This window comes from Tolypothrix campylonemoides VB511288_2 (assembly GCF_045999855.1).
Classification (GTDB): Bacteria; Cyanobacteriota; Cyanobacteriia; order Cyanobacteriales; family Nostocaceae; genus Scytonema; species Scytonema bouteillei_A.
On record NZ_JBFPMW010000014.1, the window covers coordinates 134925 to 156908 of the forward strand.

Consider the following 21984-nt stretch of genomic DNA (forward strand, 5'->3'; position numbering starts at 1 on the left):
TTTTAGAGAATTTTAAGATATTATCCCAACATTATACGTAATTTTAATCTGGATTTTAATGCTTGTTTTTTGAAAGTCATTAAGTAATAGATTGGTCGGTTATGAACCGTTGAGGTATTCTATAAACTCTTGTAACGTCAATTATATTTTATAAGTAATTTTGACGGAACTATTGTGGGTAAAAATGAAACATTTTTCATCAGTCATATTTTTTATACCACTGCTAGGCTGCGTTTACGGAGGCATTTCCTCCATAGCGCAGGTTCAAACCAGTACATCATGTACGCCGAACATCAAAGGTATTCAGGGCAAATACCCTGAAAAAATGAATTTTGTCAACGTTACAGCCTACCCTTTCTGCGTCAAAACAAACCTTAATCCCGAAAACCGAGAGGCTGTAAGGCGGAATACCATTGCTATTCAAAAAGCAATTGATGAAGTTGCTAATCGGCAATTTGCTATCAAAACATTGTATTTTCCTAAAGGTGTTTATTATTTCGATAATACCCTTGATTTTACAAATAACGGTTGGCAAAAGCTTCCCCGTTATTTATCCGTATTGGGCGATAGTCCAAAGGATTCGATTATTAAGCTTGTTGATAACGCGCCAGGTTTCAAAAATCCCGATCGACCTAAGGTCTTCTGGAAAATGGCAAATTCCAACCGGGCGCAGAACGACGCGCACAACAATTATGTACGCGACCTTAGTATCAGGACAGGAGCCAATAATCTTGGGGTAGTAGCAGTTGATTACGTTGCTAACAACAATGGTACTATCGAGAACGTTGCAATCCGCTCCGACGATCCTCAAAAACGTGGTGCGGTTGGGCTGGGTATGTTGCAAAGGTGGCCTGGTCCTTCGTTCGTCAAAGATATTGAGGTTGAAGGCTTTGACTACGGCATCAAACTTTTAAGCGGTCAATACGGCGTTTTCTTTGAGAAAGTTATCCTCAAGGATCAATTGAAAGTCGGCTTTTATGATAACAATTACGCTGTAGTGCGTAATTTTGTGAGTAGCAATAAAAATCCGGTACCGGCATTCCAATCTAGTAAACAACCAGAGCAGCATTCGACAATAATTGATGCCGTTGCTGTATATACCGGGAAAAAAGCAACTGATACGCCTGCATTCGATGTAGGAGCTTCCCAAAGCTTCTTACGTAACGCGACTATCAAAGGATATAAATACTCTTTGATAAAGGATACAACGAAATTAAGTGGTTTTATTCGCGAGTACGCATCGAAAAAGTCCAAGCTATTCTCCAAAAGCCCAGACGTGTCAATGAATATTCCCGTCCCATCCTCTATTCAGTGCGATAGCTGCAACGACCCAAAAAACTGGTATATCATTGAATCAAAAGGTCCAACTCGTAACTGGGTCGGACATGATTACACTGACGAAATTCAAAAGGCATTTGCATCTGGCAAGCCAGTCATTCAATTTGCACAGATTCCGGGTCTTCCATCCAAAGATACATGGCCCACTAATGTTATTCGCTTCCGTAAACCACTCATCGTTCCTTCCCACGTTAAGCGGATCAATTTCTGGTATCAAGGCAACGATAAAACTACGAATTTTCCCGCAGGCAAATCGCTTTACGTTGTAAGTGGCAAAAAAACTGATACTCCACTCATCCTGGATACCCCAGGCGGTGGCGGAATCCATCACATTGGATCGCGTACCCTGCTGATTAAATCCTCGTGTATTGACTATAAATCTGTTCCAGGAGCAGGCAATGTCTATTTTGAAGATTACTGTGGCTCCTTTACAGTAGCCAAAGGACAAAAAGCCTATGGTTGGGCTCTTAATCCAGAAAGAGAGCGGTATATTCACAACAAGGGTGGCTCGTTACGTATTGTTGGATTAAAATACGAGGGCAATCAGACTGTTATTAAAACATTCGATGGTGGTAAAACTGAATTGCTAGGCGGCTACATTTATGCCTTAGGGGATTGGGCCAAAAATCGAGCTATCTTTGAAAGCTATGATTCCGAACATTCTCTTATCTATCTCGTCGTCAACCACGGTCATGCCGGTTACGATTGGTCAGTAAAGGAAGTGCGTGGCAACACGGTGAAGACCCGCAGTGGTGTCTCGGATCGTAACGTGCTTCATGTCGGTTACAAAGCAGTCCCCGCTCCGAGGTAGTGTCGAATACTGTTAACGAATTACACAAAACCTCAATTTGTCAGGTGGGTAATCTTGGCATTGTCCACTTTATGGTTAAGAGGAAATGCTAAGTATTTAGCACCTTTTCTATAAATTAACCAATATAAGAAAGATTGGATATACAAGAATTTATCTTGCCAACGTTCTCTTACTTGAAGATGGTAAAGGCTTTTGCCAAGAAACCTTTCTGAAGTTCTAACTTCACCAAAAAGCTCGTTATAGATTTTAGGTAACAAAGTAGGTACTATATTATCTTCTGTTATCTTTTGCCATGTTTCTTTTGGTAAAGCAACTCCAAAAAGATGATTCACCAAGTATAGCCCTAAACAAAGTATCCGCCTACAGCCTAAAGTTTGGCTCAATTCGAGGACTTTTTCCCAATTTAGGTTCGGGTGATTTTGAACAAGCGTAGCAAGATCGCACAGCCATGCTAGTCGTATCCACATATGCCTAGATCCATGTACGCAGAGAATTGGTATCCAATCTTCTAAAGGTAAGTTGGATATAGTTGTGCCTGCAAAGGAAAACGGTTCTATATCTTGCCACAAGTGTTTGGGTTCAATGGAAGACACATACTTTGGAGCAATTCGCCAATGCACTTCTATAAGAATTCCTTTTTGAGGGTGAAAAAAGTCATAGGTATGCTCAGTTTTAGCTCTCAAGTAGTCAAGTTCTTCTGCATAAGTCATTTCAAGTTTGGGTTGATATCCCTGAGAAATCAGCAGTTTTTTAACAGCAAAGATATCTTGTTGCTGAACTAAGATATCCAAGTCTACGAACTGACGCAAAGCTACATTACCGTATATTAAGTTTGCTAAAACTGGTCCTTTGTATGGTACGGCGACAATTCCTTGCTCTTTCAAGAAATTTAGGAGCTTAAGAAGTTCTCCAGTAAGAAATAAGTTACGCGTAGCAATAGATTGAAAGATGCTGCGGAACTTTTGTAAGGTAGATTCAGAGATATCTTTTGGACAAATCGTATTAAGGCGAGTGTATAGCAAAGGTATTACACCATGTGTATATGCTAAGTGAATTAAATTCTCCCAATCTATCTTTTTTTGAACCAATATTTGAATTTTTTGCGTAGTTACATCATCAATTTCTGGACGGATACAACAAAGTATTAGCTCTATTTCGGGTTTAGTACTAATTCGTAAATTTTGATTTTCTGGGTTTTTAGATAAAGTTGTCATAAATGAGTTGAATTACCTTTGTGTTGTTTTAAACTTCCAACCACACTACTTTCAAATGAATTGCTTGTACCAGCTTGCATTTGTGATTTCCAAGATTCAGCGTAGAGACTGTCTTGAGCCAAGAGTTCATCGTGAGTACCTGACTCCACAATCTGACCGGCACGCATAACATGAATAATGTCTGCCCGCATAGCCAAAGTGAAACGGTGAGTAATGACAATAGCAGTGCGATCGCTTGCCAAGGTGCGAAATCGTTCTAGCCAGTCGTGTTCAGCCCAAGGGTCCATAGCGCTTGTAGGTTCATCCAAAATAATGATTTGAGCGCGTCTAAAAAATGCCCGTGCCAGAGCCAGACGCTGCCATTGGCCACCGCTTAAATCGGTTCCTTCTGGAAACAACTTACCCAACATCGTGTTATACCCTTGGGGCAGTTGCATAATCTTATCGTCAATACCCGAGGCTTTAGCAGCAGCTTCAATCTCTGTCTGATTCGATGCTGCCCATATATCACCCAAAGCAATATTTTCACTAACTGTTGTGTAGTAGGGAATTGGAGACTGAAACAAAACAGTAATTAACCTACGGAGTTCTTGTACGGAAAACTCACGTATATCTATGCCATCTAATTCAATGCTTCCTGATTCAGGGTCATAAAAGCGACATAAAAGCTTAATCAGCGTACTTTTTCCTGCACCATTATCACCAACAACTACCACAATTTTGCCAGCAGGCAATATTAGGTTAAAGTTCTCTAACACTGGTTTTTCTGTACCGGGATAGCGGAACGTAACTTGCCGAAAGTGAATTCCCTGTTTGGGTATTGCTGGTACGGGCAAAGGATTAGGCGGATTTACAATTTTGGGTTGGATCTGCAAGAACTCAAACAAGTTACTGATAAATAAACCATTACGATAAATCTGCCCTAAGTTACCTAACAAAGATTTGACAATACCCTGTCCTTGATTAAACGCCTGAACAAAGAGGGCTAAATCCCCTAAACTCAGAATTCCTAGCAATACTTGCCTTCCCATCCAAGCTAAAGCAACACCAGAAACGAGCAGCACAAAGATGGCAGCAGCAAATCGACCTAAAGTTTGCTTTTTCAGTAGCTTAAGTTTTTCTTGTGTGAGTTGTCGATGCAACTTTTTGTAAGACGACTGAAAATAATCACCAAAGTCAAACAGCCGTACTTCCGCCGCCGTTTGGTCACCGGTCAAAAGCGAGTCATAATAAATTAACCAGCGACGAACAGTTGTTGTTCGTTGCGACCATTGATACTGAATTTTATTTAGATACATTAATATATAGAATGCAGGGAAAGCACTAACTACTAGAATCATCGGCAGCCAAAGACCATAGGGTAACAAGATTGCTGCCACAGCAAACAGAGTAATGCTATTTTGCAATAAACTACCCGTACTTTCTAGTAATGCGAGAGCTCGCCCACTTGCTCCTTCCTTAGCTCGGTTAAGCTTATCGTTATCCTCTGAGGATTCATAAAAGCAGTAATCAACAGCAACGCACTGTTTATGAATCAAATCAGTGACATAATCGTGTACTAGTTCTGATTGAGCAGTACGAATCCATTCACCCGCACTACTAAAAAACTCGCCTACGAGTAACAAACCTCCAATTACCCCTACGGGAGCCAAAATCTTCTGGATGCTCGTCCAAGAAACACCGCCTCCAACAACTACCACCAAATTATCTACTAGTTGTCGAAGCAGAGTCATGGAGATAGCGGGAAGCAATCCTTGAACTAGCAGCATAATTATCCAAGCTACAGTCCAGTATCGCGATGCGGCCCAAACCAAGCTAAAAATTTTATGTATTTGAAATAGAATTTTATTCGCGCTACTAAATTGTCTTAACAACGTAACAGCACCTCTTAATATTAGGGATAAAGAATAGAGTTTGAAGCCACTTGACAGCTAACAGTAAACGATAAAAGGCAGCTAGAAAATTCTCGCCATCGTTTTTTGGTCACAATTTGATGTTGGTATCAAGTCATTCTCAATCAACTTTACAAGTTGTGGTAAATCAGTTAAGCCGGGTTTGCGAGTGAAACGACAGAAACTAATATTTTTAATAAGCTCGCCACACAAACGCATATGAGAATTCATAAATTCTGCATCTGTCATGACTTTCATGGCGCGAGTATGACGTACTAACTCAATAAAAGCTTCCTGAGGTTGTAGCTTGACGATTTCGTGAGATGTTCCTTTAGCAAGTACATAAATTCGCTCAAGCGGTAAGGGAGATGAGTAGAAACCACGAGCAAACTTATAAGATAATTTGGATGCATTTTGGAAAACCGGATGCAACCCCTTAGTATCGTGTCCTAAAGAAGTAAGTGCCTCGGGAAAAAGTTTGAACTGAGGATAAGCAGGAATAACAATCGGGTTGCCTGCCGCAAATTGAATAGCCATGGCATCATCTGTTAATATGTCGTACCCTTTACTATGAAATGCTGCTGCTAAAGTTGACTTACCCCACCCGGAACCACCCATAAACGCCACTGCTTTTTTGTCCATACGAATACAACTTGCATGTAGAACTAGTAGTCCCCTTTGACGCAGCAGTACGCATAATACAGGACCTAAAATTACAGTGCTTAGAAGAGTTTCGTCCACATGCGGTACGGGATTCATAACAATTTCCTGTCCGTCACGAATCAAAAACTCACCTACTTCTGGTATTCCTCCCACAACATTTTTGCTACCTTCTTGTTCCCTTGCAGTTGCACGATCTACTTTACCAAATCGTACAATTATATCAGGCTCATCCTCAGTTTCAATTAATTGAGCAAGTGGCAATTCTGACGCAATGCATAAGTTGTATGCTTTGTAGATTTTCATAATAAATCCGAGGTTAGATAAGTATTGCCTACCAAAAGTTTCGTAAGGTGGGCAATGCCCACCCTACTTTATCTTTCAAAAGTCCAATAGGATTCCTACATTTGCGCCTTTGCGTCTAACTTTATTCCAACTTTCCGCAATTAGCGTTAGATGGAGCAGGTCCTATACAAAGATCGCTTGAACCCGCGTCGGGGGAAGCCGCAGCACTGGAGTTAACATTGCCGTTGAAGAACAAAAAGTCATTGTTTGATGAGCTGCCAAGAATTTGGGTAATCTCAGCAACATTACCGTAAACAGTCAGCTTGGGAGCTGTGTATCTACTTTTCATGAATCTATCTCCTGATTTTGAGTATATAGTTAACGGAGTTATTTGTTGCAGATAGCACCAACCTGGACTTACAGCGTAGCTTTTTGATTAAAACCACAACCTGCCAAGCTCTCAGTCTGTGGTGATGCACCAGCTTAACTGGACTTACGGCGATCGCACTGTTATCTATACAGATTCACCACCTGCCAAGTTTACGTAATTAGGGTACTAATCCTTTAAATTCCAGCGATAATGCCAAAATCACTGCTTGCCAAACTGCTATACAATCACTGTCAGCGATTTGACTCCCTGGTGATAAGATTCGTTGATAAGCTGCTTGCAAAAAATCCAAATCAATATATTTTGCCATGCTTTCTATTTTGTGAGACATGACCTCATCTAGAAGTTGACGATCGCGGTTTAAAAACCCGTCATTGAAATTGGGTGTCAGATCCGCTTTTCCCCCACGCCATTGAACTTTCTCTGGCAAAATACCTGCCAAACCACGGCGCATAATCATCCGGCTCCAACCTTGGTACAACTTTTGCTCGGAAGGTAGTGCCAGACAGAATTCAACCAGTCTTTTATCCATAAATGGATGACGAGCTTCCAAGGAAAACATTGCCGCACACCGATCCATCTGCTCTAGGGTGTATGCTAATATACCCTGAGTTAGATTACGCCAATGCTCTTCTCTTACACTTAGGGGTTGGTTGGTGGAACTAACTAACTGCTGGATACGTTTATCCAAATCAATACTTTCTGCAAAGTCACGATTGACTAGAGAAGTTTGGGAAGTTGCTGAAGCTAGTGACCTCTTCTGCTTTCTCCGCCACTGGAAAAACTTCTGTAGTACTCTTGGAAGTAGAGGTTTAAGCCCGTGATGCAAAATTAACTGTTTGCGCGAACTACCAAAATGCTTGTGAATTAACTGCACGGCATTGGCAAATTCTATCCAACGCCACTGTTTTGCTAAATTCTTGAGGTAAGGCAGACCGTAACCCCGAAACATAGCACTAGGAGAGAAATTAAAGTGTTGCGAAACTTTTGTTACTTCCTGTATAAAGGTTTTCCACTTTCCTTGATATGCAAGTTCTGTAAGCCTGCTCATACCGTGACAAACTGTCGTGTCACCGTCAAAACCATCAAGGCAAATTCGCATCCCTAAATTCTTGATAGTGCGGTTCAAGTTCCAAGGATAAAAATAACTGGAACCAAGCAGGGCTTCATCTTCGTACTGAAAAATGCAATCGAGGTTAGATAGCGGACTCAGCTGGTCTCCATAAACATAATGAGGAATGCATCCTCCTTGGTCTAATACTGCATTAATATACGGACGTTCGTCACACTCGGTAATCTTATCAAAAATAGTTGAGATTGTATATAATTGATATTTTTCTGATTCAGTTAATAAGTTTCGAGCTACACAAGTTACAGCAGAAGAATCTAATCCACCACTCAAGTGGCTGATTATGGGAAAAGCGCTACGCAGACGGCAACGCACTGCTTCTGTAAAAATTTTTTTAAATTCCTCGGCGTAATCTTCATCAGACTCTAACTTAATTTCACGGTTAGGGTCGAGAGACCAGTAAGACCACAGGCGTAGTTCTGATTCATTGACAACCATACTGTGCGCTGGTGGAAGCCGTAGGATGTCTTTGTAGGTTGTGATGCCTTTGTCTTCCATCATCAAGGTCAAAAAGTCAGCAATTCTAACTTCATCAAGGCAATGAGGTACTTCTGCTAAACACAGCAATGCCTTGATCTCAGAGGCAAATAAAAAGCCTTGACGCGGTTGACAATAGTAATAAAAAGGCTTGACTCCAAAATGATCTCGCGCACAGAATAAACATTTCTTGTGCCTATCCCAAATCGCAAAGGCAAAGTCTCCCAAAAGATGCTCCGGACAAGATTCACCCCACTTCTTATAAGCAGCAAGGATAAATTCACTATCTGTAATTTTTTCTATTGGGCGATCGCAGAAATCTAGCTTAGAGATCAACTCCTCTCGATTATCAATACGAGCATCTGCGGTAATAGCTAAATCGCCTGTTTCATTAACGAGTGGTAGTTTCTCGAATATAGATTCTGGCGTCGTCCACAGCATTCGGTGTCCCAAACCTACAGACCCGCTAACCCAAATGTCTGCACCATCGGGTCCCCGGTGTACCAAGGTATCAGTCATTGACAGTAGCTCTTGATGCTCTACATAACGATTATCAAGGTAATATATCCCTACAATACCGCTCATAATTTGACTCCTTGTAAAGATGGCAGTGGAGTAAATCGAGAGAGGTCTATCAAATTACCAATCGCAACTCGTCCTTCATACTCAATCCAAGCATGAGCCTCTAACCTTCCTGCTGTGTCTTTGGCAACACCTATCCGTAGTTCGGACGAATACCCGTAACGGCTCATTAGCACCCAAGCAGTCAAAGCACGCGCCAAACACTTTACCCCATATGGCATATAACGGCTAGCTACGTTTACAGCCCAAATAATTTTGCTCACAGAAACAGAACTGCTAGGAGAAGTAAAAATCAGGAAATTCGATTGACCGATCTTGTTCAGAAGTTTAAGTAATACGCGAAACTCCAACAGCCATAACCCCATCCTGATAGTTCCCAACAGAATCACAGTTATTGCTAACAGAGAGCGATCGCTCCCTGAAAGTTTGAACAAGCTATGTAGCTGTCTCATCCCTTACCTCAACTAGCCCTGTAGTTTTTAAATTATTTAGCAGTTCTAATAAGTCACTCATGCAAACTTCTGCTTCAACTTCGTACTCTTGTAGAAGCACTTGTTTAATCTTCTCTACATGCTGAGGTTGCTGAATTAAATTCCAAATTTGTGTACCAACCTGATTCAATCCGTGATAAACCCCTGTCTTGAGATTCAAAATTACTGCTTCTCCACCCAGATCTGAAGAAATTTGCTCTCCAACAGCTACCACTACAGATGACTCTAACACTTTCCCATCTAGTGATTTTTGTGCCATAAGCTTGAGATTTTCCCTTTTTGATTCAATACTTTTTTTCAAAATTTTTACAAAAAACTCTGTTGCTATAAATTTTTAGCCAAAAATTATTTAGTAACAGATGATTCTCGAACCTTCCCATCTTTCATTGCAAAGGTTTTTTCATCCAGATATAGCAATCCTATTTGAAATCTAAACCAGGGAGACAAGGAGGACAAGGAAGACAAGGAAGAGGTGTTTGTAAATCATTTATGATTGCTATAGACTATTATTAATTCTGTTGCACGACCAACCTAACAATTTTATTGGCAGTGATTCTTGCAGCATAATAGCCTGACAACGAAACTTTATTGAAAAAAATTACGTTGTAACAATTTTTACATTCACATCTTTTTGAAGCAGCGTTTCCCCGATACCATAGTTTTCAAAGATTCAAGGCTTTACTACATTTCACTGTGTATAGTGGTAGATTCTCAACCCAAACACAAAACCCTATATTCCCAATTTGGAGATGCTTTTCAATTTCGTTCTCATTCTAGTATACGCTCAATGAGGTTTCTAAAACGATAAGTAAATTTATAAAAAAAACATATTAATTTTAAGAAATTGTAAATGAATATTTGATAATCCTAGTGAAATCTATTTTTTTGTCAAGAAAGGTTTCAATTCTCTTTTAAAATATGTTCCTCAATTGATATTGCTTAATTAACCAAACTTGGATAGAAACATTCTTGTAACTGAGTTTTACTGTGAATCAACCGTCACCTTTTGGAGTAAAGCCATCCACATATCTGGTGGCTCGGCATAATAATCAATTTCTGCAACCTGATATCGACATAAAATAGAACCATCCCGCAAAATTATGTAATCTCCTGGTTTGATACCTTTACCTTGTCCCGTCATATAACCTGTCGTTCCACCCTCTGCTACCTCAAATACATAATCGCAACCGCAAATATACTGAGTGTAATCATAAGTTTTGTTCTTCTGGCGTTTTAATTTATTCAGTAGAAAGTTCAGTATTAACAAACAAACGATATTGAAGTTGATGCCTGACCTGATAAAAAACATAAGTTTTTTGAAAATTTACAGAGAATTGGCATGAGAGATGCCCTGATGAGGGCTAGAAATCAAAACCTAAAATGAAAATGAATACCAAGTAAAAGCTAAACCTATAGATTGTTATTTTAAGTTATGTCAGCCTTAGATGGCGAATGTAAGCTAAAAAAGCTACTACCTAAAGGTAGAAGTTAAGAAAGCATCGGGTCGAAGAACATGACAAATCCGGTTGCCTAAAATTAATTGTCAAAGTACTTGACACTTCCCCTGGAGTTACTGCTATATTAATTAACGTGAATGTGATGGGGCGTAGCCAAGTGGTAAGGCAGCGGGTTTTGGTCCCGCCATCCCTAGGTTCGAATCCTAGCGCCCCAGTATTTAACAGGGTAGACATGAAAGAGTCTACCCTGTAATTTTATGCGATAATCCTCGCAATTGTTACTGAGTTGACAGGTAACTGGCAAATTTATGTTGCATAATGATACTGTATCTATAATTGTGCATCGCCTCAGTGTAACTTCTACTCTTCAAAACTTCAAACAGGGTGAATAAGTCGATCTCTCGTTTCTGATAAAGTTTGCATCTCCTGAAGATTGTCAGGAACACGCAATTAGCGCTTGAATTCATTGATCGAGTGTGTCAAACCACTTAGCAGTTCGACATACGTAAGTGTGTATCCACAATAGAGCTGCACTGTGCAACTACGTAAAACCACAAATTAGAAAATTTATACAAGGCTATGCTGAAGTCAGAACAATATCAACACCCGTCATCGCAAGCCTATGCCACTCAGTCAAATGAAGATGAAGGGGGGCTAAATTTAGGTCAAGTGGGAGCATCTCTCCGTCGCCGTGCATTGTTAATCGCTGGTGTAACAGGTGTAGTGGCTACAGCAGCAGTTTTAAAGGCAGAAACAGATCCTCCAGTCTATGAAGGAAAGTTTGAAATTTTAACCAAACCAGTGACTGGAGAAAGTCGCGCAGTCGCTAACGTTCCTCAAACCTTGGAGTCCCAAGGCAAAGGAATAGCACCTCCCGAACAAGCAGAACCCGTTGCCACAACAATTCAAGTTCTCAAAAGCCGTGGGATGCTAGATCCAGTCGTTAAAAGACTCCAAGTTAAATACCAAACTAAATATCCAAAATTGGATTACCAGAAAATTACAAAACTTTTAGAAATAGAATCACAACAACAAAATATTTTAGAAGTTAAATTTACTAGCCCAGACGAGGAGCTAGTCCGAGATACTTTAACTTTGCTGAAAGATGCTTACATTGCCTATAGTTTAAAAGAACGTCGAGGCGAAGTTCAGCAGGCAATTAATTTTGTGAGAGAACAAAAAACTCCTTTAGAGGCAAAAGTTAGAGCTTGGCAAAGAAAACTGCAAAAAATTCGACAAGAGCATAATTTGGTAGAGCCAGCACAGAAAGCTCAAGAAGTATCCGCTCAAATTGCTACTTTGACGCAACAGCAGGCAGAAAATCGCGTACAGCTAGAACAGATGATAGCGAGTTACCAGGACTTGCAAAGGGAGTTGGCGCAACAACCAGGGGATAGGGCTGGTAACTCAGTGCTGAGTGAAAATGTTCGCTATCAAAAGATATTAGATCAGCTGCAAACAGTGGAAATTGAAGTGAAAAAAGATGCAGCTAAATTCACAGATACAAATCCAAGTCTGCAATTCTTGCAGGAACAGCGAGCAAATTTACTCCCAATGCTAACGGCTGAAGAAAATCGCGTCAAAAGAGATTATCAAAGCCGCATCCGAGCACTCCAAGCTCGCGATCGCGCTTTGGGTGAAAAAATTAGCTACTTTAACACCTACCTGAGAAATTTAGCCAGTGTTATTCGTCAATACGATGATACTCAGAGGGACTTAAAGATTGTTACGGATGGTCTGGTTCAATTTACAGCCAAAGAACAAGCACTGAAAATCGAACAAGCTCAATCATTGCCATCATGGAAGTTACTTGACCCCCGGCTGGCAGAAGTGACAGAGCCTGAGGCTGTTAAAGACAGTACTAAACGGAATTTGGCTTTGGGAACGTTGTTAGGTTTACTACTTGGTACAGGCGCAGCTTTGGTGATAGATAAGCTGAGCAACGTTTTTTACACATCTAAAGACCTAAAAGAAGCGACTCGATTACCACTGTTGGGAGTCGTTCCTCTAAGAAAAGAGCTTGGCGCAATGGCTTGGCAAGAAGCAGCAAGTGAGGAGCAACAAGCAGCCCGTGCTTCCTTCTTTGAAGTTTTTCGCTCTCTGTACACTAACATTCTTCTTCTAAGTTCAGATGCTCCGATTCGTTCGCTAGTTATTAGTTCCCCAGGACAAGAAGATGGCAAGACAACCGTTGCAATACACTTAGCACTTGCAGCCGCAGCGATGGGGCATCGAGTTTTGCTAGTAGATGCCAATTTACGCAACCCTACCATACACAGTCGTGTTGGTCTAATGAACATTCAGGGACTAACCGATATTATTGCCCAAGACTTAGACTGGAATAATGTTATTGAGCGATCGCCCTTAGAGGATAACTTGTTTGTGTTGAGTGCTGGTCCAACGCCACCGGACTCCATTCGATTGCTTGCATCTCGTAAAATGCAGGATTTGATGAATGACTTACAATCCACGTTTGATTTAGTCATTTATGACACATCCCCTCTAGTTGGTTTTGCAGATGCTAACTTGCTAGCAGTTAACACAAATGGTCTTGTACTCGTTGCTGGGTTGGGCAAGCTCAAACGGACTATGTTCCAGCAAGCACTAGAAGAACTCCAGGTCTCGGGTACGCCAATTTTAGGAGTCATAGCCAACAAATCAAAGGATGCCACTACAACCTCTTACAGCTACTATCAGCAATATTACAAGAGTATGAGCGCTGAAAGAGTTGGACACAACGAAGTTTTAGACTCCATTAATTCTTAGTCTACTTCTTGTAGGAGAAAGAATGGAGAAAAACGTTAATGGGTAATAGTTTATGGTTGCGCTATGGCGCAACTATAAACTCAGTATTTTTCTAAATACAAGCACCCATTGACTCGTCACTTTTCAGGAGATTTCAAAGCCCGATCTAGAATTTGGCGAGCTTCTTCTGCTTTTGTTCTTGCTTCGTGATAGCGTAGATTAGCTTGAGCATAATTTTTGAGAACTTTAAAACCTTCTTTAAGACGAGCGATCTCCTCTTCTGTCACCGATTTATCTAAGAACAAAACATCAACTGCCTTGCGAATTTCCAGAGCTTCCGTGCGTGACTCTTGCACTTTTAGTTTGAGCGTAGCAAGATTGCTTAAAACTTGGACAGCTTGAGAAATAGCATCTTCATCACTATTTGTCTCAACTGGGGCTTCTTTCAGTTCAATCAGTTGTTGAGGACCAAAGCCATCTTCTAATTCTGTAGGAAGTTTACCTTCATCCATCAGTTTCATCAACTGATCCATTGCTTTCTCACGGGCTTTTGTGGAATCTTTTCCAGGAACGGTAAGAACAATTTCTGGGCTTTGAGCAAGAGTGTATTGAACCATGGTAGGGCAAAAATTTTGCTATTTATCAAGCCGGGGATAATAATTTTAACGCAAAACAAGCTAAAAAATCAGCAGCAGCAAAACCAGATAAAGTCACTAAACGATTTATTTTGGCATATGCAAATGATTTTTTAGCTTACCTAAATATAATCTAACCTGCGTTGGTTTGCGATCGCCTGTTGTCGTTTGCGAGCCTACTCCTGCTTCATACCTATTCTGGCTTTATTTGTAATATTTTGTCACACAAAACCGTTTTTGTGTTACATTTCCGGCAACGAGAGGTTTGTAAAATTCCTATAAATCGTCTCTAAAGTTTACTCTAGCAAGCATTTAGGTAATTAGCAGTTGATATGAGAAGGTAATTTTCTACTGAGCACAAAGTAAATTTTTTACCTTAACTGCCAAAACACTACCGAAAAAATAAAGATATGATATACTGCTGCAAGATGGAAACATAAGTGTAGTTGTTGTCAAGGTTAATACTAGTAATGACGCACAACCATCGAAAGAGTGACTTCGGGGGCTCTACCAGCTAATGTTACCCGAGGAATGACTCATGGCTATTATCAGCGTTACCAGTGCCGCAGACAGTGGAGCTGGTTCTTTAAGAGAGGCAGTCGCAAATGCTCAACCAGGAGACACGATTAAATTTGCCTCCAATCTTGCTAACGACAAGATAATTCTCACTAGTGGTGAAATTGGTATTCTCAAGCCTTTAACTTTTGATGGCTCAGATGCATCAAATTTAGCAATTAGTGGCAATCAACAGAGCCGTATTTTCAATATCGGCAACCAAGAGAACCGTATTAACGTGACTATCAAGGACTTGGCGTTCGTAGATGGTAGGGCAGTTGCTGGTACTACGAGTGACCAGGATTTTGCAGCAGGAGGTGCTATCCGGATTCATGACTTCAGCGATGTCGTGGTTGAAAATAGTCTCTTTAAGAATAATGTTGGTGAGCGGAGTGGAGCCATTCGCGTTGGCTTTGGTGGCTCCCTCACTGTTCGTAACAGTACGTTTGACGGCAATGATGGTTCGATCGCCAATGATGACCACAGTGCGGGAGCAATTTCCACCTATGGCTCCGGAGGTATACCTGACTTCGATCCGGGTAATGGCTTCGTCAAGATTGAAGGCAGTACTTTTACCAATAACAAGGGTAGTGAAGGTGGAGCTGTCTACAGCCTACTTGGTCCTCTGACTATTGAAGATTCCACTTTCAAGAATAATGAAAGTACTAGAGATGGGGGTGCTGTCTTCACTGATGGAGCTGACAAATCGGAAAAAGATGACCTAGGTGGTGAAATTACTATCCGTAGGAGTGTTTTTGAAAGCAACAAAGCTAAGGGTCTTGGCGGTGGGTTATCCCTATGGACGTATAACCCCGATAAAATTCTGATTGAGGACAGTTCAATCGTTGGCAATTCAGTAACCTATGGAGGAGGAGCTGAAAATAACTCCAAGGGTGGCGGTCTACGTGTTAACAGCGGTTACTTGACTATTCGCAATACAACCATTGCCAATAACACATCAGAGCACCAAGGTGGAGGAGCTTGGATCGATGGCACTTTAACAGTTAACATTGAAAACTCTACTTTCTCTGGTAACTCGGCGAGGGACGATATGGGTGGAGCTCTTACCTTAAATACGCCGGATAACACACCCGTAAATATTACAAATAATACTTTTGTCAACAACTCAGCAGGACGATACAGCGGAGCTATTTGGTCAAACGATCGCAACAGTGATGACATTACCCTGACCAATACTATCTTCGCTGGTAACACTGCATCTCCACAACAGATGCATACGAATTACCAGTTGAAAGATGGTGGCGGTAATTTCGTAGAAAAAACTGTAGGCGACCTAGGACCAAAAGTCACAGCAACTGCTACATACGTAGATGACCTTAAGCTTAGCGACACTCTCCAATTGGTGGGAAACCGTTTGATGTACGTGCTTGAGAGCGGTAGTCCAGCTATCAGTGGTGGAACTACAAATGGGGCTACTACAAAAGACCAACGTGGTGTTCTCCGAGACAGTCAACCTGACGCCGGTGCATTTGAATTTGTTCCCAACGGACAGATTCCAGTACCGAGCAGTGCGAGTAGCAACAAAGGCAACAACAAAACGGATGACTATCAAGTTATGACTCCTGTCGATAGCTTTATTGACTCCCAAAAGCTACTTATTGACCTGCGTTCGGTTGACCTCGATCGAGACGGTAAGGTCGATAGCAAAGTCTCCGTCACCCTCGACGACATTAAGAGTGACGCTTTCTACAATAACTCTGCAGGCTTTTATAAAATCGCTAGTGCAGATGGAGCAGTTCTCGATTCCATGACTAACAAACTGATTTATCCGGAAGATCCTGGCTATGCCCAAGCAGCACTGAAACAACGGGTATCTGGGGGAGAGATAAATCGGAATACAGGCAAGCTTATCAGCCAATTTGATGGTGGAGCTTTGTACGCACCTTATCTGATCGCTAATGGTACAGTAGAGCAGTTTCTCAACAATCCATTTGGTAATCTCCAAGCATTCTTTAGCCAAGGAGCGGCAAATCTTGACAAGACAAATCATGTTAAGCTGTTAGACAACAACCAGTTTGGGTTTGAAGACCTACTCAATGCACAAGATCCAGATTTCAATGACTTGACTTTTAAAGTGAAGATACAAAGTTCTTGACAAACAGCAGCGCTCGGAAAAAGCAATTCGCAAATATTTAAGTGTCATTGCAATTGCAAGCTTGTTATTAGCTAGCTGCTCGCAAATTCCTGTAAATGGGAACCTCCTATAACGTACCTACACCGTACTGAGTACCAGTCGGTGTAGGTACTTCATTGCTGCATACGTCAGAACTAACGCCATCGGCACTCAATGAAAACTCAAATTCTATACTAGAAACAGTAAGCTTATTTTTCATTGCGAGGGAAGAGCGATGGCTCCAAATCCCACCATAATGCGAACTGTAGAACAATTGGGTTATCGCGTCACCGTTGGAGACGTGGCAACTCAAGCTGGTTTAAATGTTGCAGAGGCAAATCAGGGTTTACTAGCCCTAGCTTCTGATGCTGGCGGACATCTACAAGTTTCAGAGACTGGTGATATTGTTTACCTATTTCCTAAAAACTTTCGAGATATTTTACGTAATAAATACTTTCAATTAAGATTGCAGGAATGGTGGCAAAAAATTTGGGGAATTATTTTTTACCTAATTCGTATTTCCTTTGGAATTTTCCTCATTGCTTCCATTGCTCTGATAACGCTCTCAATTATCTTAATTATCTCTGCCGCCAACTCGGACCGGGATGGGGATGACAGGGGTAGCAGTTTTAGTTTCTTTTATTTCCCCGATATCTTTTGGTATCTCAGCCCTGACTACGATACCCACCAACGACAAAGACGGCGAGAAAAAAGCCATCTCAATTTCTTTGAAGCCGTGTTTTCGTTTTTATTTGGTGATGGTAACCCCAATGCCAATTTAGAAGAACGCCGATGGCAAGAAATTGCTAGCGTCATTCGCAAGAATCGAGGTGCGATCGTTGCCGAACAGATTGCGCCTTATCTTGATGACATAGGAGAAGGTTCTGCAAAAGAGTACGAAGATTATATGTTGCCCGTTCTGACTCGTTTTAACGGACAACCTGCAGTCAGCCCCGAAGGAGAAATTGTCTATTATTTTCCAGAATTGCAAGTGAGTGCAGTACTACAGGGCGGTATCCCGTCGCAGGGATCTGCCAAATCCGTAAGGAGAAGTGATGCTCAACAGCATTATGACCCCCTATCAGACCATCTCATGGAATTTTCTTGGCGATTCAGTGCAGCAACATCAGGGCAAATTATGTTAAGTGCTGGGCTCGGAGTCGCAAATTTCGTCGGTGCGTTAGTGTTGGGAAGTTTGTTAAGAGATGGCGTAGTAGCAGCACAGCTAGGGGGATTGGTTGCCTTTGTTCAAGGAATTTACTGGCTGTTATTAGCTTATGGAACGGGTTTTCTTGCGATCCCCTTAATCCGATACTTTTGGATTCAATGGCGCAACAGCAAAATTAGCAGCCGCAACCGCGTTCGACAGGAGCGTGCTAGATTGTTAGCAGATCCAAATACGCAACTGGAGCAAAAAATTTCTTATGCCCGTCAATTTGCCACAGCAAAAGTCATCGGTACTGACGATTTAGCTTACTCTACTGAAACGGATTTGCTAGAACAAGAATTTAAGAAGAATGATGAATTATAAATTATGAATTATGAATTATGAATTATGAAATTTTTAATTCAGCATTCATAATTCATAATTCAATTTACCTTTGAACTGACTCATAAATAAGTCATAGTAGAATCCTTGTTTTTGCATCAGTTCGTCATGAGTACCAGTTTCAATAATTTCACCTGCCTTAAGCACCAGAATCCGATCCGCATTGCGAATTGTACTCAAACGGTGGGCAATCACAAAGCTAGTACGTCCTTGCATTAATCGATCTAAGGCTTGTTGAATCTTCTGTTCGGTTCTGGTGTCTATATTGCTAGTCGCTTCATCCAGAATAACCATGCGGGGATTTTGAACCATCATGCGGGCAATGGTTAGTAATTGCCGTTGTCCTTGGCTTAAATTACTGCCTCGTTCCGTCAGCATTGTATTGTAACCATCTGGCAGATGCAAAATGAATTCATGAGCATTGGCTTGTTTGGTCGCCTCAATACAGTCCTGCTCGGTGGCATCTAAACGGGCATAGCGCAGATTGTTCATAACTGTGTCAGAGAACAAAAATGCCTCCTGTAACACAATGCCAATTTGCCGCCGCAGACTGTCCTGTTGGAAGGTGGCAATGTTATGCCCATCAATCAAAATTTCGCCCCCATCGAGGTCGTAGTACCGAGTAATCAGGTTGATAATGGTGCTCTTCCCTGCTCCAGTCGGTCCGCACAAGCCAATTTTTTCGCCCGGTCTGGCTTCAAAGCTGTTGTGCTTCAGGATAGGTCTACCTTGAATATAGCTAAAGTTTACATCGCGAGCCAGTACGTGGCCCTGAATTGGTGGCATTTCTGGAGCATTGGGCTGGTCTACAATGGCTGGTCGTTCATCCAAAATGCTAAAAATGCGCTCGGCGGCGGCGCTTGCAGCTAGCAAAGTATCTAGGTTATTACCAAGACTCGCAATTGGAATCGAGAACTGACGAGTGTATTGTAAGAAAGTAGCAACAACCCCGATATTAGCCTCTCCTCGCAAGGTCAGTAGTCCCCCCACTAGTGCTACTAAAGCCACATCCAGGTTCGTCAAAACGAGGGTAACCGGACCGCTTACTAATGCTAGCAAGCGTGCCTTGACACCTGCTAAGCGAGCTAAATGACTGATATCCTCAAAGGTTGCGATCGCCTCTTCCTGCTGACCGTAAGCAATTACCACCTTCTGCCCGCTGACAGTTTCTTCCAATAAGCTGTTGAGTTCGCCAATCTGTGCTTGAAGATTGGCAAACACAGGTCCCGCAATCTGACTGATGAAGCCTAAAAACAGCACAATCAGTGGGGCAATTGTCAAAGCTGCGATCGCCAGTTTCCAGTTCAGCAGGAACATGGCTAAAACAAGGAAGACCAATTGCAACGTTTCGCTAACAACTAAATTCAAGCTGTTACGAAAAAATTGGGCAACTGCATCCGTATCATTGGTAACACGGCTCATTAAGTCACCAATCGGTTGGCGATCGAAGAAGTTCAGCGACAGGGTTTGCATCTGCTCAAACAAATCCTGCCGCAAACGATAAAGTGCCCGTTGTATTACGCGATTCAGCATCAGAGTTTGCCAGAGCATGACACCGGAACTGCAAATAGCTGCGATCGCTATCCCGATAGCCACTTGGGTAATGACCCTTAGATCGGGAGTGCTGCTTAGATTGTTCAGCCCTACCCCCAGCCAATAGGGAATAAGCAGGTTTAACACTGTACTCAACAACAATAACGCAATAACTCCGACAACCTCTAAGGCATACCGAGTGATGTAACCGAGCAATCGTCCCAACACCTTCAAACGTGGCTGGGTTGGGGGCGGGTCTCCTGCTTTAAACTTTACCTTTCGATGCAGCAAGGGCTTGTTCATGCGGTGACACCTCCCAATTGTGAACGGTAGATTTCCTGATACAGAGAACTGCTGTGAAGGAGTTGCTCGTGGTTTCCCCGGTCAACAATTTTTCCACCTTCTAGCAGGAAAATAGTGTCCGCAGTGATGACTGTACTGATTCGTTGAGCGACAAATAACATGGTGGTGTCTGCCATTAGGCGTTTCAACGCATCTTGCACCCGCGCCTCTGTAGCCATGTCCAGAGCACTGGTGCTATCATCTAGGATGAGAATTCTAGGTTTGACGGTTACCGCACGAGCGATCGAGAGGCGTTGCCGCTGTCCGCCTGAAAAGTTGGCTCCTCGCCGTGCCACTGTGGCATCATAGCCTTCGGGAATGGCTGACACAAACCCATCGGCATTTGCGGCCCTTGCTGCCTCAATCATTTCGTCTTCAGTCGCATTTGGTTTGCCGTAGCAAATGTTGTCCCGTACTTTGCCACTAAACAGTACCGACTCTTGGAGGGATACACCTACAATTTGGTGCAGGGTTTCCAGAGGAATGTCCCGCACGTCGATGCCATCAATGGTAATTCGTCCCCTTGTCACATCGTAAAAACGAGGAATCAGGTTCACCAAGGTGGATTTGCCGGAACCTGTCGTCCCCAAGAATGCCACCGTCTGTCCCGGTTCAATTGTCAAATTGATGTTTTGTAAAACGGGTTGCCCCACCCGCTCATTGTAACTGGGGTAACTGAAACTAACATCCTCAAATACAATCCGTCCTTTAACAGTCTCTGGGGTTAATTTGGTGGGAGTGGTAGGTTCGGGGATGGTGGGGATGGTATCGAGAACTTCAAACATCCGTTGGGCAGAGGCTTCTGCTGCTGTCAACTGAGGCGCGATCGCTGCCAGTATCACTAGAGGCACTAGAATAGTAGCGAGGTATTGGGTAAAGGCTAGCATTTCACCCACAGTCACAGTGCCCCGATCGAAACTATACCCTCCAACCCAAAGGACGGTTGCTGATGCTAAGTTGATGACCAAATACAAGCCCGGAGGCAGAAATGCCACATATTGCATCGGACGCAGGGTGGCTCGGCGTAAGTCTCGGTTGACGCGATCGTACCGACGATTCTCGAAGTCACTTTGCACAAAAGCTTTAACCACTCGCACCCCTGCCAGGTTTTCCTGCAACATATTGTTAAGAGCATCTAACTTCTGTTGCTGAATTTGAAAAAGTGGTCCTATTTTCACCACTAAGACAAAAAGGATCGCCACGATCGCGGGGATAACAACGAACAAAATCCACATCAAACTGGGACTGTTTAGATAAATCAGTGCCAATGCGCCGACAAACATGACTGGAACTTGGGCTACAGATAGGATTATCAGTTGAATAGTCGTTTTGATTGCATTGACATCGTTGGTCATTCGCACCATGAGATCGCTGGTGGGGAAACGATCTAGGTTGCCAAAGGAAAAAGTTTGAATTTTGCGGTACAGAAACATCCGCACAGCATGGGCTGTATTTTCGGCAAACGTAACGGCATAAAAAGAATTGGCGAGGGTAAAAACCGCCGCTAGCACGGCAAATAGAACCATCCAAAGCACGCTTTGCACTGTGGCTTCCCGATCGCCCTGGGATAAGCCCCGATCGATCAAGCTCTGAGTCATCAGGGGAATGAGCAGGGTAAAAATCGTTGCGATCGCCTGCAAAATTTGTGACAGCCAAAAAGACCACTCATAGCCCTTATAAATCGTGATAAATCGGCGGACATTTGGCAACATAAAGCATCCTCAATTGATAAAATGAGAGCCTCGTTCCGTACTTTGTTGAGATATG

At 42.3% G+C, this 21984-nt stretch carries 16 protein-coding genes and 1 tRNA gene; 5 read left to right on the forward strand and 12 right to left on the reverse strand.

All coding sequences use genetic code 11. From position 1 onward, the window contains the following. Positions 1-184 precede the first annotated feature (184 nt). Entirely contained in the window at positions 185-2149 is a 1965-nt protein-coding gene (locus AB0756_RS32235; RefSeq protein WP_038092576.1) for a glycosyl hydrolase family 28-related protein, read from the forward strand. Positions 2150-2181: 32 nt separating this feature from the next. On the opposite strand, the gene AB0756_RS32240 is transcribed toward AB0756_RS32235, so the two are convergent. The 8 genes from AB0756_RS32240 to AB0756_RS32275 form a co-directional block, all read right to left on the reverse strand. After that, the gene (locus AB0756_RS32240; protein ID WP_063779507.1) at positions 2182-3363 is read right to left on the reverse strand and encodes a nucleotidyltransferase domain-containing protein; all 1182 of its coding nucleotides are present in this window, start codon (positions 3361-3363) and stop codon (positions 2182-2184) included. Beyond that, positions 3360-5132: an ABC transporter ATP-binding protein gene (locus AB0756_RS32245; RefSeq protein ID WP_237265892.1), complete on the reverse strand. Its 1773-nt coding sequence runs from the start codon at positions 5130-5132 to the stop codon at positions 3360-3362. The genes AB0756_RS32240 and AB0756_RS32245 overlap by 4 nt, the downstream gene beginning before the upstream one ends. A gap of 186 nt (positions 5133-5318) precedes the next feature. Then, complete coding sequence (locus AB0756_RS32250; RefSeq protein WP_038092574.1) at positions 5319-6221, reverse strand: hypothetical protein; 903 nt, start codon at positions 6219-6221, stop codon at positions 5319-5321. A 121-nt stretch (positions 6222-6342) separates the two neighbouring features. Next, positions 6343-6549 carry a lasso peptide gene (locus AB0756_RS32255; RefSeq protein WP_038092572.1) on the reverse strand — a complete coding sequence of 69 codons (207 nt, stop codon included), beginning with the start codon at positions 6547-6549 and terminating at the stop codon, positions 6343-6345. Between the two features lie 199 nt (positions 6550-6748). Beyond that, the gene (locus AB0756_RS32260; RefSeq protein ID WP_038092570.1) at positions 6749-8779 is read right to left on the reverse strand and encodes a lasso peptide isopeptide bond-forming cyclase; all 2031 of its coding nucleotides are present in this window, start codon (positions 8777-8779) and stop codon (positions 6749-6751) included. Continuing rightward, positions 8776-9228 carry a lasso peptide biosynthesis B2 protein gene (locus AB0756_RS32265; RefSeq protein WP_050045875.1) on the reverse strand — a complete coding sequence of 151 codons (453 nt, stop codon included), beginning with the start codon at positions 9226-9228 and terminating at the stop codon, positions 8776-8778. The genes AB0756_RS32260 and AB0756_RS32265 overlap by 4 nt, the downstream gene beginning before the upstream one ends. Next, complete coding sequence (locus AB0756_RS32270) at positions 9212-9526, reverse strand: PqqD family peptide modification chaperone (protein WP_038092567.1); 315 nt, start codon at positions 9524-9526, stop codon at positions 9212-9214. The genes AB0756_RS32265 and AB0756_RS32270 overlap by 17 nt, the downstream gene beginning before the upstream one ends. Before the next feature lie 723 nt (positions 9527-10249). Continuing rightward, positions 10250-10576, reverse strand: coding sequence for a hypothetical protein (locus tag AB0756_RS32275; RefSeq protein WP_038092564.1), 327 nt, complete (start codon positions 10574-10576; stop codon positions 10250-10252). A 291-nt stretch (positions 10577-10867) separates the two neighbouring features. On the opposite strand from AB0756_RS32275, the gene AB0756_RS32280 reads away from it, so the two are divergent. Continuing rightward, positions 10868-10939: transfer RNA gene (locus AB0756_RS32280), tRNA-Gln, on the forward strand. A gap of 364 nt (positions 10940-11303) precedes the next feature. Continuing rightward, positions 11304-13490 (forward strand): GumC family protein, encoded by a 2187-nt coding sequence (locus AB0756_RS32285; protein WP_038092561.1) that lies wholly within the window; start codon positions 11304-11306, stop codon positions 13488-13490. A 116-nt stretch (positions 13491-13606) separates the two neighbouring features. Here AB0756_RS32285 and AB0756_RS32290 read toward each other — a convergent pair whose 3' ends face one another. Next, the gene (locus AB0756_RS32290) at positions 13607-14086 is read right to left on the reverse strand and encodes a hypothetical protein (protein ID WP_038092557.1); all 480 of its coding nucleotides are present in this window, start codon (positions 14084-14086) and stop codon (positions 13607-13609) included. Positions 14087-14642: 556 nt separating this feature from the next. On the opposite strand from AB0756_RS32290, the gene AB0756_RS32295 reads away from it, so the two are divergent. Further along, a complete protein-coding gene (locus AB0756_RS32295) occupies positions 14643-16775 on the forward strand; it encodes a DUF4114 domain-containing protein (RefSeq protein WP_050045876.1) in 2133 nt (710 codons plus the stop codon). A 106-nt stretch (positions 16776-16881) separates the two neighbouring features. Here the strand turns inward: AB0756_RS32295 and AB0756_RS32300 are convergent, their stop codons facing one another. Then, positions 16882-17013 (reverse strand): hypothetical protein, encoded by a 132-nt coding sequence (locus tag AB0756_RS32300; protein ID WP_272899747.1) that lies wholly within the window; start codon positions 17011-17013, stop codon positions 16882-16884. 15 nt (positions 17014-17028) lie between these two features. Between AB0756_RS32300 and AB0756_RS32305 the strand changes: the two genes are divergently transcribed. Continuing rightward, positions 17029-18324: a hypothetical protein gene (locus AB0756_RS32305; RefSeq protein WP_038092554.1), complete on the forward strand. Its 1296-nt coding sequence runs from the start codon at positions 17029-17031 to the stop codon at positions 18322-18324. 45 nt (positions 18325-18369) lie between these two features. Here the strand turns inward: AB0756_RS32305 and AB0756_RS32310 are convergent, their stop codons facing one another. Further along, positions 18370-20178 (reverse strand): ABC transporter ATP-binding protein, encoded by a 1809-nt coding sequence (locus tag AB0756_RS32310; RefSeq protein ID WP_050045877.1) that lies wholly within the window; start codon positions 20176-20178, stop codon positions 18370-18372. After that, positions 20175-21929: an ABC transporter ATP-binding protein gene (locus AB0756_RS32315; protein ID WP_038092551.1), complete on the reverse strand. Its 1755-nt coding sequence runs from the start codon at positions 21927-21929 to the stop codon at positions 20175-20177. Before AB0756_RS32315 ends, AB0756_RS32310 begins: the two co-directional genes overlap by 4 nt. Positions 21930-21984 lie beyond the last annotated feature (55 nt).

Excerpts from the sequence above, each read along its gene's own strand:
- AB0756_RS32235 (WP_038092576.1), top strand. The coding sequence starts at position 185 with ATGAAACATTTTTCATCAGTCATATTTTTTATACCACTGCTAGGCTGC.
- AB0756_RS32240 (WP_063779507.1), bottom strand. The coding sequence starts at position 3,363 with ATGACAACTTTATCTAAAAACCCAGAAAATCAAAATTTACGAATTAGT.
- AB0756_RS32245 (WP_237265892.1), bottom strand. The coding sequence starts at position 5,132 with ATGCTGCTAGTTCAAGGATTGCTTCCCGCTATCTCCATGACTCTGCTT.
- AB0756_RS32250 (WP_038092574.1), bottom strand. The coding sequence starts at position 6,221 with ATGAAAATCTACAAAGCATACAACTTATGCATTGCGTCAGAATTGCCA.
- AB0756_RS32255 (WP_038092572.1), bottom strand. The coding sequence starts at position 6,549 with ATGAAAAGTAGATACACAGCTCCCAAGCTGACTGTTTACGGTAATGTT.
- AB0756_RS32260 (WP_038092570.1), bottom strand. The coding sequence starts at position 8,779 with ATGAGCGGTATTGTAGGGATATATTACCTTGATAATCGTTATGTAGAG.
- AB0756_RS32265 (WP_050045875.1), bottom strand. The coding sequence starts at position 9,228 with ATGAGACAGCTACATAGCTTGTTCAAACTTTCAGGGAGCGATCGCTCT.
- AB0756_RS32270 (WP_038092567.1), bottom strand. The coding sequence starts at position 9,526 with ATGGCACAAAAATCACTAGATGGGAAAGTGTTAGAGTCATCTGTAGTG.
- AB0756_RS32275 (WP_038092564.1), bottom strand. The coding sequence starts at position 10,576 with ATGTTTTTTATCAGGTCAGGCATCAACTTCAATATCGTTTGTTTGTTA.
- AB0756_RS32285 (WP_038092561.1), top strand. The coding sequence starts at position 11,304 with ATGCTGAAGTCAGAACAATATCAACACCCGTCATCGCAAGCCTATGCC.
- AB0756_RS32290 (WP_038092557.1), bottom strand. The coding sequence starts at position 14,086 with ATGGTTCAATACACTCTTGCTCAAAGCCCAGAAATTGTTCTTACCGTT.
- AB0756_RS32295 (WP_050045876.1), top strand. The coding sequence starts at position 14,643 with ATGGCTATTATCAGCGTTACCAGTGCCGCAGACAGTGGAGCTGGTTCT.
- AB0756_RS32300 (WP_272899747.1), bottom strand. The coding sequence starts at position 17,013 with ATGAAAAATAAGCTTACTGTTTCTAGTATAGAATTTGAGTTTTCATTG.
- AB0756_RS32305 (WP_038092554.1), top strand. The coding sequence starts at position 17,029 with ATGGCTCCAAATCCCACCATAATGCGAACTGTAGAACAATTGGGTTAT.
- AB0756_RS32310 (WP_050045877.1), bottom strand. The coding sequence starts at position 20,178 with ATGAACAAGCCCTTGCTGCATCGAAAGGTAAAGTTTAAAGCAGGAGAC.
- AB0756_RS32315 (WP_038092551.1), bottom strand. The coding sequence starts at position 21,929 with ATGTTGCCAAATGTCCGCCGATTTATCACGATTTATAAGGGCTATGAG.